The organism is Streptomyces sp. NPDC007264 (assembly GCF_042869095.1).
Lineage (GTDB): Bacteria > Actinomycetota > Actinomycetes > Streptomycetales > Streptomycetaceae > Streptomyces.
The window spans coordinates 343,950-359,254 of the sequence record NZ_JBIAFD010000002.1; the positions used below are offsets into that span (position 1 = coordinate 343,950).

A 15,305-nucleotide genomic window follows, 5' to 3' on the forward strand; every position below is an offset into this window, starting at 1 on the left:
CGCCCGCGGCCGGGACGGACCTGTCCCCCGCCGGGCGGTGGTGCGCGGCTCAGCCGAGCTTGCCCACCCGGCGGGCGCTCAGGTCCACCACGAAGGAACGGGCGTCGATCCACGACCCGTTCGGGATCTTCGGGAAGAGCCGCACGCAGCGGTGCTCGCCGCACTTGTCCAGGAGTGCGGGCTGGGCGCCGGGAACCGCCCGGTAGACGATGCCGGTGAGCATCAACTGGCCGGGCGAGGTGAGGTCCTTGCCCGTGGCGTCCCTGTAGTCGGTCCGGAGGCCCGCGCCGAGCGGATCCGCGATCAGCAGCCGGGCGGCCTCCGCGTTCTCCTCCGGGGCGAGGGGCGGCTGCACCCCGTGCTGGACGCCCGTCCGTTCGACCTTCCCGGTGTCGAGGCCGACGGTCCTGGTGAGGAGCGCGTCGTCCTTGTAGTCGTAGAACGTGACGGCCGCGCGGCGGGGCGCGTCCGGGTCGTCCAGTTCGGCCGCGTCCGGGTCCGCGAGGTCGACGCCCAGGCGCTGCGGCCCCTTCTTCCCGCCGACGTCCTCGCCGGCGGCGAACTGCTGCCGGCTGAGCGCGATGCCTTCCGCGCGTGTGATCTCGTCCTCGGTCAGCGGGTCACGGCCCGTGCCCTTCGTCCCCTCGGCGGGTGCGTTCTCGACGACGCCCGTCAGCGCCGCCCCCTGCCCCTGCCCCTGCCCCTGCTGGGCGGAGTTCCCGCCGCCCCTGGCGCCGGACTCCTCCGCCGACACCGAGCCCGGCAGCGTGATCGCGACCATCGCGGCGGTCGCCGTCACCGCAATGGCCGCACCTGCCACCACCTTGCCCAGGTGGCGGCGCACTGTTTCGCGCACGTCTCCCCCTACTCCCCCTGTGTTCCCGGGAGTGGTCAAAGCCCCACTGGTTCGGCAGTCGCGGCCGCCGCCGGTCGTTGCGCCCGCCGCGTCTGCACCGGTCGGCCGTTAAGAGGGATGCATGTCATGGGAGGTTCCCTCACTTTCGGGGAGACTCGGCACCAAGGCGCCCTCCGGGGCCCAGGACAACTGGGAGAGTCATATCCATGCAGGTCTGGCCTGGAGAGGCGTATCCGCTCGGCGCGACGTACGACGGCGCCGGCACCAATTTCGCGGTCTTCTCGGAGGCCGCCGACCGGATCGAGCTGTGTCTGCTGCACGACGACGGCTCGGAGACGGCGGTGGAGCTGCGGGAGACCGACGCCTTCGTGCGGCACGCGTATCTGCCGGGGGTGATGCCGGGGCAACGGTACGGATTCCGGGTGCACGGGCCCTACGCCCCCGACCGCGGCCTGCGCTGCAACTCGGCGAAGCTGCTGCTCGACCCGTACGCGCGCGCCGTCAGCGGCTCGGTCAGGTGGGGCGAGGAGGTGTACGGCTACCCCTTCGGGGCGCCCGACCGGCGCAACGACCTGGACTCGGCCCCGTACACCATGTCGTCCGTCGTGATCAATCCGTACTTCGACTGGGGCGACGACCGGCGGCCGCGCACCGAGTACCACCGCACGGTGATCTACGAGGCCCATGTGAAGGGCCTGACGATGCGCCACCCGGCGCTGCCCGATGAGCTGCGCGGCACCTACGCGGGGCTCGCCCACCCGGCCGTCATCGAACACCTGGCCGAACTCGGCGTGACCGCACTGGAACTGATGCCGGTGCACCAGTTCGTGCACGACCACCGGCTGGCGGACATGGGGCTGAGCAACTACTGGGGCTACAACACGATCGGCTTCTTCGCCCCGCACAACGCGTACGCCTCCTGGGGCGACCGCGGCCAGCAGGTCCTGGAGTTCAAGTCGGCCGTCCGGGCGCTGCACGAGGCGGGCATCGAGGTCATCCTGGACGTCGTCTACAACCACACCGCCGAGGGCAGCCATCTGGGCCCGACCCTGTCCTTCAGGGGCCTCGACAACGCCTCCTACTACCGGCTGGCGGACGACCCGCGGTACTACATGGACACCACGGGGACCGGCAACTCCCTGCTGATGCGCTCGCCGCACGTACTCCAGCTGATCATGGACTCGCTGCGCTACTGGGTCACCGAGATGCACGTGGACGGCTTCCGCTTCGACCTGGCGGCGACGCTGGCGCGGCAGTTCCACGAGGTGGACCGGCTGTCGTCGTTCTTCGACCTGGTCCAGCAGGACCCGGTGGTCTCCCAGGTGAAGCTGATCGCCGAGCCGTGGGACGTGGGCGAGGGCGGTTACCAGGTGGGCAACTTCCCGCCGCTGTGGACCGAGTGGAACGGCAAGTACCGCGACACGGTGCGGGACCTGTGGCGCGGCGAGCCGCGCACGCTCGCGGAGTTCGCGTCCCGGCTGACGGGCTCCTCGGACCTCTACCAGGACGACGGGCGCCGCCCGCTCGCCTCCATCAACTTCGTGACCTGCCACGACGGCTTCACACTGCACGACCTCGTCTCGTACGACGGCAAGCACAACGAGGCCAACGGCGAGGACAACCGCGACGGGGAGAGCCACAACCGCTCCTGGAACTGCGGCGTCGAGGGCGAGACCGGCGACCCGGCGGTGCGGGAGCTGCGGGCGCGGCAGATGCGGAACTTCATCGCCACGCTGATGCTCTCCCAGGGAGTGCCGATGCTCAGCCACGGCGACGAGTTCGCCCGGACGCAGGCCGGCAACAACAACGCCTACTGCCAGGACAACGAGCTGTCCTGGCTCGAGTGGCCCGAGGACGGCAGCGACCTGCTGGACTTCACCCGCGCGATGGTGTGGCTGCGCCGCGACCACCCGGTCTTCCGCCGCCGCCGCTTCTTCCACGGCCGGCCGGTGCAGGGCACGCACGACGAGCTGTCCGACATCGCGTGGTTCACCCCCCAGGGCGATGAGATGACCCAGCAGGACTGGACGTCGGCGCAGGCGGGCGCGCTGACGGTGTTCCTCAACGGCAACGCGATCTCCGAGCCCGGACCGCGCGGCGAGCGGATCGGCGACGACTCCTTCCTGCTCATGTTCAACGCCTCGCCCGAGCCCCTGGAGTTCGTGGTGCCGGTCGACCACGGGCGCCAGTGGCAGGTGGTCGTCGACACGGCCGTAGCGGAGGGGGTGGCACCGGGCACCGGCGCCAAGGTCGGGGCCGGGGACCGGCTGACCCTGCTGGACCGGAGCCTGACGGTGCTGCAGCGGCCCGCCTGAGGGCCTGTGCACACAGGCCCTCGGGCTTCGGCGCGTCGGTGACACGAAGGGCCGCGGGGCGGGTACGTAGATTCCCATGACACCTGAGCGCCCCGGCCCGGCAGCGCCCACCGCCACGTACCGGCTCCAGCTGCGGCCCGAGTTCCCGTTCCGTGCGGCGCAGGCGGCCGTGCCCCGTCTCGCCTCGCTCGGCGTCTCGCACCTGCATCTGTCGCCGGTCCTGGAGGCGGTGCCGGGATCGGCGCACGGCTACGACGTCGTCGACCACGCGCGCGTGCGGGACGAACTGGGCGGGGAGGCGGGACTGCGCTCCCTGGCGCGCACCGCGCGGGAGCACGGGCTGGGTCTCGTCGTGGACGTCGTCCCCAACCACATGGCCATGTCCCCGCGCCACAACCACGCCCTGTGGGAGGTGCTGCGCGAGGGCCCCGCCTCGCCCTACGCACGCTGGTTCGACATCGACTGGGAGGCGCAGGGCGGGCAGTTGCTGCTGCCGGTGCTGGGGCGCCGGCTCGGCGAGGAACTGGGGAACCTGAAGGCCGACGGCGACGTGCTGCGCTACCACGACCATGTGTTCCCGCTGCGCGAGGGCACGCGGACGCTGCCGCTGCCGCGGCTGCTCGACGCCCAGTGGTACCGGCCGGTGTGGTGGCGGCTGGCCCGTACGGAGCTGAACTACCGGCGCTTCTTCAGCATCTCCGAGCTCATCGGGGTCCGCGTCGAGGACCCCGAGGTCTTCACCGCGACGCACGCCACGCTCCTGCGGCTGCTCGACGAGGGCCTGGTCGACGGTCTGCGGATCGACCACCCGGACGGCCTGGCCGACCCGGAGGCGTATCTGCGCCGCCTGCACGAGGCCACCTCCGGGCGGTGGACGGTGGTCGAGAAGATCCTCGCGGACGGTGAGCGCCTGCCCGCCGCCTGGCCGGTCGCGGGCACCACCGGGTACGACGCCCTGCGGCAGGTGGACGGGGTGTTCACCGACCCGGTGGGCGCCGGGTCCCTGCTGGGCCACTACCGGCGGTTCGCGGCCCCGCAGGGCGACCGCGGCGGCCACTGGGCGGCGACCGTGCGGCGCGCCGCGCACCAGGTCGTCAGCCACGAGCTGGCCGCCGAGGTGGACCGCCTGACGCGGGTGGCGAGCCGGCTGTGCGCCGCGTCCCCCGACCCGGAGCTGCGCGACCACGCCCCCTGGGCGCTGCGCACCGCGTTGCGGGAACTCCTCGTCCGCCTGGAGGTGTACCGCCCGTACTCCCGCGACGACGCCGCCGCGGTGATCACGAAAGAGGCCGCCGCCGAGGCCCGTGCCGTGTTCACGGTGCCCGAGGAGGCGCACGCGGTGACCGTGGTGCGGGACCTGGCGCTGGGCCGGGCCGGGGACGGCCCCGGGCACGCCGAGTTCCGGGCCCGGTTCGCACAGACCGCGTCCGCGCTGCGCGCCAAGTCCGTGGAGGACACGGCCTTCTACCGCTATGTGCCACTGCTGTCGGCGAACGAGGTCGGCGGCGACCCGGGGGCCCCCGCCGTCCCCGCGGAGGACTTCCACGCCCACTGCGCGCGCGTGCAGCGCGACTGGCCCGCCACGGGGACCGTGCTGTCGACCCACGACACCAAGCGCAGCGCGGACGTACGGGCGGCGGTCTCGGTGCTCACGCAGTGCCCGGAGCACTGGGCCGACGTACTGGCCGAGGTGACGCGCGCGGTCGGCGAGGTGCCGGACCCGCATCTGGCGTGGGCTGCCTGGCAGACGCTCTTCGGGCTGGGGCAGGCCGCCGGGGAGCGCCTTCGGGGCGCCCTGCTCAAGCATGTGCGGGAGGCGGGGCTGCGCACCACGTGGACCGAGCAGGATCCCGGCTACGAGGAGGCGGTGGCGGCCTTCGTCGCCCAGGGCCCGTGCGGCGCGCCGGGGCGGCTCGTCCTCGACTTCCGGGACACGCTGGCGCCGCACATCCGGGCGAACGTCCTCGGGGCCGCGCTGGTCCAGCTGACCATGCCGGGCGTACCGGACGTCTACCAGGGCGCGGAGGACGAGTACCGGGCCCTGGTCGACCCGGACAACCGGCGGCCTTTCACGCCGCGCGAGGCGTCCTCGGAGAAGGCGGGGCTCACCACGGCGGCACTGCGGCTGCGCCGGCGACGCCCGGACGCCTTCGGCGCGTCGGGCACGTACGCGCCCCTGGCGGCCCGGGGCCCGGCTGCCGCGCACTGTCTGGCCTTCGTGCGTTCCGGCGCGGTGCTCACGGCGGTCACCCGGCTGTCGCTGCGGCTGGCCGAGGCCGGCGGCTGGCGCGACACGTCCCTCACGCTGCCGCCGGGCCGGTGGGCCGATGTCCTCGCACCGGAACGGCGGTTCGAGGGACACACCCGCGTGGCGGACCTGTTCGCACCGCGTCCGGTGGCACTGCTGGAGCGGACCGACGGCTGACGGGAGCCGGACGCCCCGCGCCCCCGGCCCGCCCCGGCCCGACGCCTCACCCGCGCCGTCCGCGTCGGCGCCGTCCGCCTACGGGGCGCAGGTCCCGTTGCCGGGGGCGGTCGGCGCCGACCATCCTCCGTACCGCCGCAGGAGCTCCACGAACGCCTCGGCGGCGCCCGTCGGCGGCACCCTCGAGAAGACGGTCAGGGCGCGCTTCCAGGGCGGGTCGGCGGAGAGCACGACGCAGTCCTCGCCGACCGCGCCGCGCACGACGTGCGAGGGCGCGGTGGTCACGCCGACGCCGGCCGCCGCCATGCGCACGGCCGTCGAGGTGTGCTCGGTGAACACAGCGGTACGCGGCCTGAAACCCGCCCGGCGGCAGACCCGGTCGAGGAAGCGCTCGCCGTGCACGACGGGCTCCATGGCGCAGCGGATCCAGGGCCGGTCCGACAACTCGGGCAGCGCCACCGCCGTGCGGCCCGCGAACCGGTCGTCGAAGGGCACCACGAGGACGATCTCCTCCTCGCCGACCGGGAGCACGCTGCCGGGCCACTCCTTCGGTGGAGGACCGACGGCGAGGTCGGCCGTGCCGCGCTCGACCTGCTCCTGGAGCGACTCGGAGGTCGCGTACTCGTGCAGGTGCAACCGGACACCGGGGTGGGCGGCGCTCCAGCGGGCGAAGACGTCCGGAAGGACGCCCACGGCAACCGAGTGCACGGCCGCGATGTGCAGTTCGCCGCCCTCGGCTCCCGCCGCCGCACGGGCGGCGCGCCGGGCCTGCGCCGCGCTGCGGACGGCGAGTTCGGCGTGCGGCAGGTAGGCGCGGCCCATGGGTGTGAGGCGCACCCCGCGTGGCATGCGCTCCAGCAGGGCGCCGCCGACCGCCTTCTCCAAGGCCTTGATCTGGTGCGAGAGGGCGGGCTGCGTGACGTGCAGGACCTCCGCGGCACGGGTGAAGGACGCCTCCTCGACGACCGTCACGAAGTACTCCATCTGCCGCAGGCTCACAACGGCCGCCTCCCATAAAGGTTCTGCATGGGATCCACAACAACATTGCCTTGGACTCATGGCAATGGGCGGGCGGAAGGTGGGGGCATGGATGCCATGAGCACACCCGATGTCCTCGTCGTCGGCGGCGGCACGGGCGGATACAGCACCGCCCTGCGCGCCGCCGCCCTCGGACTGACCGTCGTTCTGGTCGAGCGCGACAAGGTCGGCGGAACCTGTCTGCACCGCGGCTGCATCCCGAGCAAGGCGATGCTGCACGCCGCCGAGCTGGTCGACGGCATCGCCGAGGCGCGTGAACGCTGGGGGGTGAAGGCCACCCTGGACGATGTCGACTGGGCCGCGCTCACCGCCACCCGTGACGACATCGTGGCGCGCAACCACCGGGGGGTGGAGGCGCACCTCGCCCACGCCGGGGTGCGGGTCGTCGCGGGCACGGCACGGCTGACGACCGCGCGGAGCGTGCGCGTCGAGGGCGTTCCGGGGCAGGGCGCGCTCGACCTCACCGCACGCCGCGGGGTCGTCCTGGCCACCGGCTCACGACCGCGCACGCTGCCGGGGCTCGTGCCGGACGGGAGTCGCGTGGTCACCAGCGACGACGCCCTGTTCGCGCCGGGGCTGCCGGATTCGGTGCTGGTGCTCGGCGGGGGCGCGATCGGGGTCGAGTACGCCTCCTTCCACCGTTCCATGGGCGCGCAGGTCACCCTCGTGGAGGCGGCCGACCGGATCCTGCCGCTCGAGGACGCCGACGTGAGCCGTCACCTCACGCGCGCGCTGAAGAGGCGCGGCATCGACGTCCGGACGGGTGCACGACTGCTCGACGCCGAGGTACGGAAGGCGGGGGTACGCGCGCGGGTGCGCACCGTCCGCGGCGAGACCCTTGCCGTCGAGGCCTGTCGGCTGCTGGTGGCCGTCGGGCGGACACCGGTCACGGAGGGGCTCGGCCTGTCCGCGGCGGGCCTGGCGACGGACGACCGGGGGTTCGTGGCCCCGGTGGACTGGACCCGGCTGGAGACCGCCGTGCCCGGCGTCCATGTCGTCGGCGACCTGCTGCCGCCGCCGTCCCCAGGTCTTGCCCACGCGTCGTTCGCCGAGGGCCTGCTGGTGGCGGAGACTCTGGCCGGTGTGCCGTCGGCTCCCGTCGACCACGCCGCCGTGCCCCGGGTCACGTACTCCTCGCCGCAGACCGCGTCCGTGGGACTGAGCGAGGCGGAGGCACGCGCGCGGGGGCACGAGGTCGATGTCGACACGATGCCGCTGACCGCCGTCGCCAAGGGCATGGTGCACGGGCAGGGCGGCATGGTGAAGGTGGTCGCGGAGAAGGGCGGCGGACAGGTGTGGGGAGTGCACATGGTGGGCCCGCACGTCTCCGAGATGATCGCGGAGAGCCAGCTGATCGTCGGCTGGGACGCCCACCCGTCCGACGTGGCCCGGCACATCCACCCGCATCCCACGCTCTCGGAGGCGGTCGGGGAGGTGTTCCTCACGCTCGCGGGACGCGCGCTGCACCAGCAGTGAGAGCCTGTGCACACGCCACCCTCCGGCCCGGGCACGGGCTTGTGCCCAGGCTCCGAGTGCCGGGTGGCACCGCTCCGCCCGGCACTCGCCCCGTCCCGTCCCGTTCCGCCACGCGCGTGTGAGGTGTCGTCGGCGTCCCGGTGCGCGGGGCGCGGTCAGCGCAGGCCCGGCACCGTGCGGACCGGTGTACGGTCCGGCAGCGCGAACACCGCCCCCGTCCTCGCCTGGAGGTCGCACGCGTTCGAGAAGGTGTGGCTGTAGTCGACCGCTTGGCCGTTCCATTGGCCGCGCGCCGACACCGTCACGGGCGCGTAGACCATCGGGCACATCGCGTCCCTGCGGGGGATGCGGCCGATGTCGCCCTCGGCCGCGGCGAGTTCGGCACAGGCCTGGCCGGCCAGTACGTGTCCCCGGGGCGGGTCGCACAGCAGCAGCGTGCCGTTGACGTCCATCGAACGGTCGTCGCTCCTGGTGACGGTGAGGTAGAGCCAGTTGCCGGTGCCGGCCGGCCGCGGCACGGCCTGGGCCGGGGCCGCGACGAGCAGGGCCGCCGCGGCGGCCAGGGCGCCGCTCAGGGCCAGTGTGGTGTTCTTCATTCCGTGTGCATCGGCACGGCGGCGCCCGGACCCCAGCCCGACTCACCCGAATGGGAGCGCGCCGGCGCGTACCGCCCGGCGAGCTCGAAGGCGGCGAGCACCATGCGCGCCTGGTACTCGGCCTGGCGTGCGACCGGGATCCAGCGCGCGCCGTAGCCGTCGCGGTAGTCGGCGCACCACTCGTCGATGAGCCCGTCCAGCGCCCGCACCACGCAGGCCGTCTCGCGCCCGGCGGCCGAGGCGAGCTGGTGCAGCAGCCCGGCGGTGCGCAGCGCGACCCGGCGCCCGGAGATGCCCAGGGCCGTCAGCCGGGCGGTGTCCAGCGGCGGCAGCGTCCGCTGTCCGGCGGCGTACGTGTCGGGGTCCCAGGAGTCGGCGAGACCGGGGCCGACCAGTAAATAGTCGTCGACCGGGGCGAGCAGCCGGGCGGCGTCCGGCACGGCGGCGAGATGGGGGCGGATATGGGCCAGGAACCCTTCCAGAAGCCGCGTGTCGCGCCGCAGGGTCCGGCTCACGGCCCGCAGCACCGCCTCGGCGTCGGGGGGCGGCGAGCCGTCCTCCACGGCCTCGACGCCCCACATGGGTGCCTCCACCACCGCCGTGACGGTGCCGTAGTGGTGCGGATGGAACCAGGTCGACTCGACCGCGGCCTCCGTGATCGCGGCGGCGAGGTCGCCGCGGCGGGGCGGCGGTATGCGGTAGACGGCGGGCCCGAGGGCCGGCCAGTACAGGGTGTCGTACGGGCCGAGTTCGCGCGGGATGCCGAGGCGGGCCGCGGTGTGGGCGAGCCGCTGGGCGATCCCCGGCAGGTCGCGGGTGAGTTCGACGAAGCCGCCGCCCACGTCCACGCCGTGCAGGGAGCACTGGAAGAACGGCCGCAGTTCGTCCTGCACGTCGAGCAGCGCGCGGGTCTCGGGCAGCGCGGCACGCTCCGCGCCGTCGGGCAGCCACTCGGGCTGCTCCAGGAAGCCGGGACGGAAGAAACGCCGGAAGTACCGGCCGAGCGTGTACGGGCCCGTCAGCCAGCCCTCGTTGCGGCGCGCGCCGTCGGGGTCGAGGCACAGCAGCAGGTTCCAGGTGGCGTCGGCCTCCGCACCGAGCCGCGGGTCGGCCAGCGCGCGCTCGGCCAGGCGCAGGACGGTGGCGCCGCCGACGGGCTCGTTGGCGTGGGGCCCGGCGACGACGAGGGCCTGGCGGCTGCCGTGACCCACGGACAGGAGCCACAGGGGCGTGCCGCCCCGGGACGTGCCCACACGGCGCAGCCTGGCGTCCCGTGGGCGGCGGGCGACGAGCGCGGCCGCACGGGCGCCGAGCTCGTCCACGGTCGGGTAGCGGAGGAGTGGCGGCAGGGCACACCTCCACTCTGCGGCACCGTCGCTTCACCACACGTACATGGCGTACGCACAGTCAGTCATGACTCGGCAGGTACGTCAACAGCGCGGAGGGCGAGGGAGGGCGGGCAGGGTGCGGGGGAGGAATTCGGCCACGCACCGCGCTCCGGCGCGGCACGCCGCACGCCGGGGGCCGCTCCGGCGCGGTGGGCCGGTGTCACCCGGGGAGCCGGCCCCCGGTCGCCTCCGGCGTCGGCCCGGCGCGTCCGTCCGGCTTCTCGGCGGCCAGCCGGAACGTCATCGTCCCGAAACCGACCTGGTCGCCGTCGCGGACGACCGCGGCGCCGATCACCCGGCGGCCGTTGACCGTCGTGCCGTTGGTCGAGCCGAGGTCGCGCAGCACCCACAGGCCGCCCCGACGGCTCAGCTCCGCGTGCAGGCGGGAGACCGTCTCGTGGCTGAGCCTGAGGCCGCACGCCGGGTCACGGCCGATCCGCAGGGGATAGGGACTGCCCGGGTGGGGCAGCAGCAGTTTGGGCAGCCGCTCGGCCTGCCAGGCCCGGCGCAGCCGCACGGTGAACCCGGACACCGCCTCGACCGTGCCGAACACGATCCGCGACCAGCGCTTCTCGGTGGGCAGGTCGGCGGTGAGCTCGGCCAGTTCGTGGGGCTGCCGGGCGACCAGCGCGAGCTCCATGCGCCGGATGAACGTGTCGTGCGACAGACGCCCCAGGGCGACGCCGTCACGGAGCACCTTCAACGCCCTGTCGCGCTCGGCGTCCGAGAGCCGCGCGGGGTAGGTGTGGAACTCGAAGGACGACGTCACGCACGTGATTGTCGGTCAGTCGGGCCGGGGTGTCCAGGAAACCCGGCACGGCCGCTACCGCCGTCAGGGTCGTCCCGCGTGTCAAAAGGGGGGATCCGGAAGCGAATTGATCTCTGGTGACGCACCATGGACGGGCTACATCACGATGAGCAGACGAGGGGGAACCGTCCGTGCAGTTCGAGGTGTGGGCACCGCAGGCCGCCGGCGTGACGCTCCACTGCGCGGGAGCCGCGCACGTCCTGGCGCGGGACGCGGACCGGGCGGGGTGGTGGACGGGCGACGCGGAGGCCGGGGACGGCACGCGGTACGGATTCGCCGTGGACGACGGCCCCGTGCTGCCCGATCCGCGCTCGCGCCGTCAGCCGGACGGCCCGGACGGGCTGAGCGCGGTGGTCGATCACGGGCGGTACGCGTGGCACGTCCCGTGGGCGGGGCGCGGGCTGCCGGGCGCGGTGCTCTACGAGTTGCACGTGGGGACGTACACCCGCGAGGGCACGCTGGACGCCGCCGCCGAGCGACTCCGACATCTGGCGGAACTGGGCGTCACCCACGTGGAGTTGATGCCGTTGTGCCCGTTTCCCGGGCGGCACGGCTGGGGGTACGAGGGGGTCTCGCTCTGGGCGGTGCACGAGCCGTACGGCGGGCCCGAGGCGCTGAAACGGTTCGTTGACCGGGCGCACGAGCTGGGCCTCGGGGTCGTGCTGGACGTGGTCCACAACCACCTCGGTCCCTCCGGCAACCATCTCCCCGCGTTCGGCCCGTACTTCACGGACACCCACCACACCCCCTGGGGTGCCGCGGTGAACCTGGACGCGCCGGGATCGGACGAGGTGCGCGCGTATCTGGTCGGCAGCGCCCTGGCCTGGCTGCGCGACTACCGGCTCGACGGGCTGCGTCTGGACGCCGTGCACGCGCTGCGCGACACCCGCGCGATCCACTTCCTGGAGGAGCTGTCGTCGGCCGTGGACGCGCTGGCCGACGAGGTGGGCAGGCCGCTGTTCCTGATCGCCGAGTCGGACCTGGGCGACCCGCGGGTCATCACCCCGCGCGCGGAGAACGGCCTCGGGCTGCACGCCCAGTGGAACGACGACTTCCATCACGCGCTGCACACCGCGCTGACCGGCGAAGCGCAGGGCTACTACGAGGACTTCGCCCGTGCTCCCCTGCCCGCCCTCGCCAAGACGCTGGCGGGCGGCTTCTTCCACGACGGCACGTACTCGACGTTCCGCGGCCGGCGGCACGGCCGCCCCCTGGACCGCACCCGGGTCTCGGCTCACCGCCTGCTCGGTTACGCCCAGACCCACGACCAGGTCGGCAACCGCGCCCGGGGGGACCGGCTCTCGGCCTCCCTGTCCCCGGGCCTGCTCGCGTGCGCGGCCACGCTGGTGCTCACCGCTCCGTTCACACCGATGCTGTTCATGGGTGAGGAGTGGGCCGCCACCACGCCGTGGCAGTTCTTCACCGACCACACCGACCCCGAACTGGCCGACGCCGTACGGCGCGGCAGGCGTCGGGAGTTCACGGCGCACGGCTGGGCGGAGGAGGACGTGCCCGACCCGCAGGATCCGGCCACCCGGGACCGCTCCTGCCTCGACTGGTCGGAGCCGGAGCGCGATCCCCACGCACGTGTCCTGGCCTGGTACCGGAAGCTGATCGCCCTGCGCGGCGCCGAACCGGACCTCTCGGACCCCGACCTCGGGGACGTGAGGGTCGCCTACGACGAGGACGCCCGCTGGCTCGCCTTCCGCCGCGGAGACGTACGGGTCGCCCTCAACCTGGGCACGGACCCGGCCTCGATCCCGCTCGGCGCCCGGCACGCGCGCGTGCTGGCCGCCTGGGAGCCCGTGCGGCCGCCGGACGCGGAGGGGGTGCTGACCCTGCCGGGCGAGTCGTGCGTGGTGCTGATCCAGGAGTGACTCGGGCGGGCGCGCCGGACGGCAGGCGACGGGTCCCGCCCGCCGGCGCACCCGCGGACCGTCGGCGCACCCGCGGACCGTCGGCGCGCACGCGGCCCGTCCCTGCACCACCCGGGTTCACAGGCATGCGCGGGGCGCTTCCGGTGTGTGCAGGCCCTCCGGCCTGTGCAGGCCCTCCGGCGTGACAGGCCCTCGGCGGGTGCGCCCGCCGCCGCCGGGCGCTCCACGCGGCCGTGCGCCTACGGCGTCTCCTCGGGCGGCACTTCCGTGACCCGTTCCAGCAGGATGGCCTCCCAGGCGCGCCGCAGCCGGGCGCGCAGGGCGATCCGGCGGTTCTCGTCCGGGCCTTCGAGGCCGTCGGCGAGGCGGACGAGCGCGTCGCAGCGCGCCAGCCACAGTCCGCGCAGGCAGGGGCGCGCGCCGTAACCGGCGAGGGTGGCGGCGCGCACGGCGGCCGGGGAGCCGACGGCCCCGGCGAGTCCGGCGATGTCCTCGGCCGGATCGCCGACGACCGCCTCGGTCCACCCGAGGACGCCGCGGACGCGCCCGTCGCCGCTCACCAAGAGGTGGTCACGGCTGAGGTCGTGGTGCACCAGCACGGCGGCGCCGGGCTGCGCGACGAGTTGCCGGGCGGCGGGGGCGGTGAGCTGCGCGAACCGGGCGGGGTCGAACTCGTCGGCCTCGGCCAGGCGCCGCGCGGCGCTCGCCCCGGCCGTCCGCAGCGCCTCCAGTGAGCGCGGCGCGGCGCGCGGGACGCCGAACGTCTCGGCCTGGCGGGCGGGAACCTCCCGCAACCCGGTGAGCAGGTCCGCGAGGTCCGCCTCGCCGACCGCCGACACGGCGAGTACGTCACCGGTGGCGCCGGGCAGCCGGACGTCGAGGGTGTAGCCCAGTCCGGCGGCCCACTCCCCGTGCGCGACGCTCGTCGGAACGGCGAGCCGGAGGTGCGGTCGCACCAGGTCGCGCAGCCGCAGTTCGCGGCGCTGGCGCACGGCGGCGTCGCGGTCCCGGGCCAGTCGCAGCACATGGCGGGTCCCGACCCACCAGGCGGAGCACCCGCCGCCCTCGGCGACCGGCGTCACGTCCGGTCCGTCGCCGTCGGGGATCAGGGAACGGACCAGCCGGCGTACGGTCTCCGCCGTGGGTGTCGGTGCCTGGGTCATGATCGTGCCGTTGTCGTCTCGCGGGTGTACCGGGTACCCCTGTCCCCTCAGCCGACCGTCGCCATCTCGCGGGGGGTGGTGTTGAGCCGGCGTCCGCCGTCCTCGGTCACCGTCACGATGTCCTCGATGCGGACGCCGAAGCGGCCGGGCAGATAGACGCCGGGCTCCACGGAGAAGCACATCCCGGGGACGAGGGGCTGCTCCTCGCCCTCGATCATGTACGGCGGCTCGTGGGTGGTGACGCCGATGCCGTGCCCCGTGCGGTGGATGAAGTACTCGCCGTACCCGGCGTCGGCGATGACGGCGCGGGCCGCCCGGTCGACGTCCTGGCAGGCCGCCCCCGGTCCGACGGCCCGGAAACCCGCCTCCTGGGCGGTGCGCACCAGGTCGTGCACGGTGCGCTCCTCGTCGGTCGGTTCGCCGACGTGGACGGTGCGGGAGGTGTCCGAGCCGTAGCCGTGCTTGAGGCCGCCGAAGTCGAGGACGACCATGTCGCCGTGCTCGATGACGCGTTCACCGGCCTCGTGGTGCGGGTTGGCGCCGTTGGGGCCCGAGGCGACGATGGTGAAGTCGACCTGCGTGTGCCCGGACTGCCGCAGCAGATCGGCCAGGTCGGCGGCGACCTCCCGCTCGCGGCGTCCGGCGAAGGGAACCTTCAGGATCTCCTCGTACGTCGCGTCCGCCGCCGCGCCCGCCGCCGCCAGCCGGTCGAGTTCGGCGGCGTCCTTGACGGCCCTCAGCATGGGCAGGGCGCGGGTGAGGGCGACGTGGTCGACGCCCGGGAGCCGTTCGCGCAGGCCGAGCAGGTGCAGGGCCCAGGCGTTGTCGCTGATGCCGTAGCGGCCGCCGGTCCCGAGCACGGAGGCGGTCGCCTCGTAGGGGTCCTTGCCGTCGGTCCAGTCGCGCAGCGTCAGCGCGGGCCCTCCGGCCGCCTCCGCCGCATCGGGCGCCTCCAGGGTCGGCACGACGAGGACGGGGTCGTGTCCGGCCCGCAGCACCAGGAGGGTGAGGCGCTCGGTCTGCACCGGCCGGTACCCGGTCAGCCACACCAGGTCGGGTCCCGGCGCGATCAGCAGCCCGGCGAGCCCCGCCGCCTCGGCGGCCTCCGCGGCGCGCCGCATCCGGGCCGCGTGGTCCGCGACGGTGAAGGGCGCGGGGCCGCCGCTCTCGGGCTGCGTGGACGTGCCGGTCATCCATACCTCCGCGGTTCCGGAGCTCCCAGGGTCTACGGGCAGCATCCTGCCCTTCCGCCGGGGTGGATGCGAGCCCATCGCGACCATGGCGGCCCGCGGGCCGGGCGACGCGGGGCACGGTCCCCGGCCGGGCGTGTCGCGGGCGGCGCGTGACGGGCCGCCGTACGGAC

Annotated in this window: 10 protein-coding genes and 1 pseudogene; 4 read left to right on the forward strand and 7 right to left on the reverse strand. The window is 74.3% G+C overall.

What is annotated here, in order from left to right; all coding sequences use genetic code 11:
• Positions 1-49: 49 nt before the first annotated feature.
• A complete protein-coding gene (locus ACFYMU_RS04305; RefSeq protein ID WP_388367524.1) occupies positions 50-856 on the reverse strand; it encodes a Tat pathway signal sequence domain protein in 807 nt (268 codons plus the stop codon).
• Between the two features lie 206 nt (positions 857-1,062).
• On the opposite strand from ACFYMU_RS04305, the gene glgX reads away from it, so the two are divergent.
• Positions 1,063-3,171, forward strand: coding sequence for a glycogen debranching protein GlgX (gene glgX, locus ACFYMU_RS04310; RefSeq protein WP_388367527.1), 2,109 nt, complete (start codon positions 1,063-1,065; stop codon positions 3,169-3,171).
• 76 nt (positions 3,172-3,247) lie between these two features.
• A complete protein-coding gene (treY, locus tag ACFYMU_RS04315) occupies positions 3,248-5,596 on the forward strand; it encodes a malto-oligosyltrehalose synthase (RefSeq protein ID WP_388367530.1) in 2,349 nt (782 codons plus the stop codon).
• A 78-nt stretch (positions 5,597-5,674) separates the two neighbouring features.
• Here treY and ACFYMU_RS04320 read toward each other — a convergent pair whose 3' ends face one another.
• The gene (locus ACFYMU_RS04320) at positions 5,675-6,595 is read right to left on the reverse strand and encodes a LysR family transcriptional regulator (RefSeq protein ID WP_388367533.1); all 921 of its coding nucleotides are present in this window, start codon (positions 6,593-6,595) and stop codon (positions 5,675-5,677) included.
• 96 nt (positions 6,596-6,691) lie between these two features.
• On the opposite strand from ACFYMU_RS04320, the gene lpdA reads away from it, so the two are divergent.
• Entirely contained in the window at positions 6,692-8,110 is a 1,419-nt protein-coding gene (gene lpdA, locus ACFYMU_RS04325) for a dihydrolipoyl dehydrogenase (RefSeq protein WP_388367536.1), read from the forward strand.
• Positions 8,111-8,265: 155 nt separating this feature from the next.
• Here the strand turns inward: lpdA and ACFYMU_RS04330 are convergent, their stop codons facing one another.
• From ACFYMU_RS04330 to ACFYMU_RS04340, 3 genes and pseudogenes are all read right to left on the reverse strand, one after another.
• Complete coding sequence (locus ACFYMU_RS04330) at positions 8,266-8,706, reverse strand: SSI family serine proteinase inhibitor (RefSeq protein ID WP_388367539.1); 441 nt, start codon at positions 8,704-8,706, stop codon at positions 8,266-8,268.
• A complete protein-coding gene (locus ACFYMU_RS04335; protein ID WP_388367542.1) occupies positions 8,703-10,028 on the reverse strand; it encodes a M14 family zinc carboxypeptidase in 1,326 nt (441 codons plus the stop codon). Before ACFYMU_RS04335 ends, ACFYMU_RS04330 begins: the two co-directional genes overlap by 4 nt.
• 289 nt (positions 10,029-10,317) lie before the next feature.
• Positions 10,318-10,863, reverse strand: a pseudogene (locus ACFYMU_RS04340) (FHA domain-containing protein); the annotation flags it as partial.
• A gap of 170 nt (positions 10,864-11,033) precedes the next feature.
• Here ACFYMU_RS04340 and treZ point away from each other — a divergent pair.
• Complete coding sequence (gene treZ / locus ACFYMU_RS04345; RefSeq protein ID WP_388367545.1) at positions 11,034-12,779, forward strand: malto-oligosyltrehalose trehalohydrolase; 1,746 nt, start codon at positions 11,034-11,036, stop codon at positions 12,777-12,779.
• A gap of 239 nt (positions 12,780-13,018) precedes the next feature.
• Here treZ and ACFYMU_RS04350 read toward each other — a convergent pair whose 3' ends face one another.
• Together ACFYMU_RS04350 and ACFYMU_RS04355 are read right to left on the reverse strand one after the other, a co-directional pair.
• Entirely contained in the window at positions 13,019-13,942 is a 924-nt protein-coding gene (locus tag ACFYMU_RS04350) for an aminoglycoside phosphotransferase family protein (protein ID WP_388367548.1), read from the reverse strand.
• 47 nt (positions 13,943-13,989) lie between these two features.
• On the reverse strand, positions 13,990-15,135 hold the full coding sequence (locus ACFYMU_RS04355; protein ID WP_388367550.1) for a M24 family metallopeptidase: 1,146 nt from the start codon (positions 15,133-15,135) through the stop codon (positions 13,990-13,992).
• Between the last annotated feature and the right edge of the window lie 170 nt (positions 15,136-15,305).

Excerpts from the sequence above, each read along its gene's own strand:
- treY (WP_388367530.1), top strand. The coding sequence starts at position 3,248 with ATGACACCTGAGCGCCCCGGCCCGGCAGCGCCCACCGCCACGTACCGG.
- glgX (WP_388367527.1), top strand. The coding sequence starts at position 1,063 with ATGCAGGTCTGGCCTGGAGAGGCGTATCCGCTCGGCGCGACGTACGAC.
- ACFYMU_RS04330 (WP_388367539.1), bottom strand. The coding sequence starts at position 8,706 with ATGAAGAACACCACACTGGCCCTGAGCGGCGCCCTGGCCGCCGCGGCG.
- ACFYMU_RS04355 (WP_388367550.1), bottom strand. The coding sequence starts at position 15,135 with ATGACCGGCACGTCCACGCAGCCCGAGAGCGGCGGCCCCGCGCCCTTC.
- lpdA (WP_388367536.1), top strand. The coding sequence starts at position 6,692 with ATGAGCACACCCGATGTCCTCGTCGTCGGCGGCGGCACGGGCGGATAC.
- ACFYMU_RS04350 (WP_388367548.1), bottom strand. The coding sequence starts at position 13,942 with ATGACCCAGGCACCGACACCCACGGCGGAGACCGTACGCCGGCTGGTC.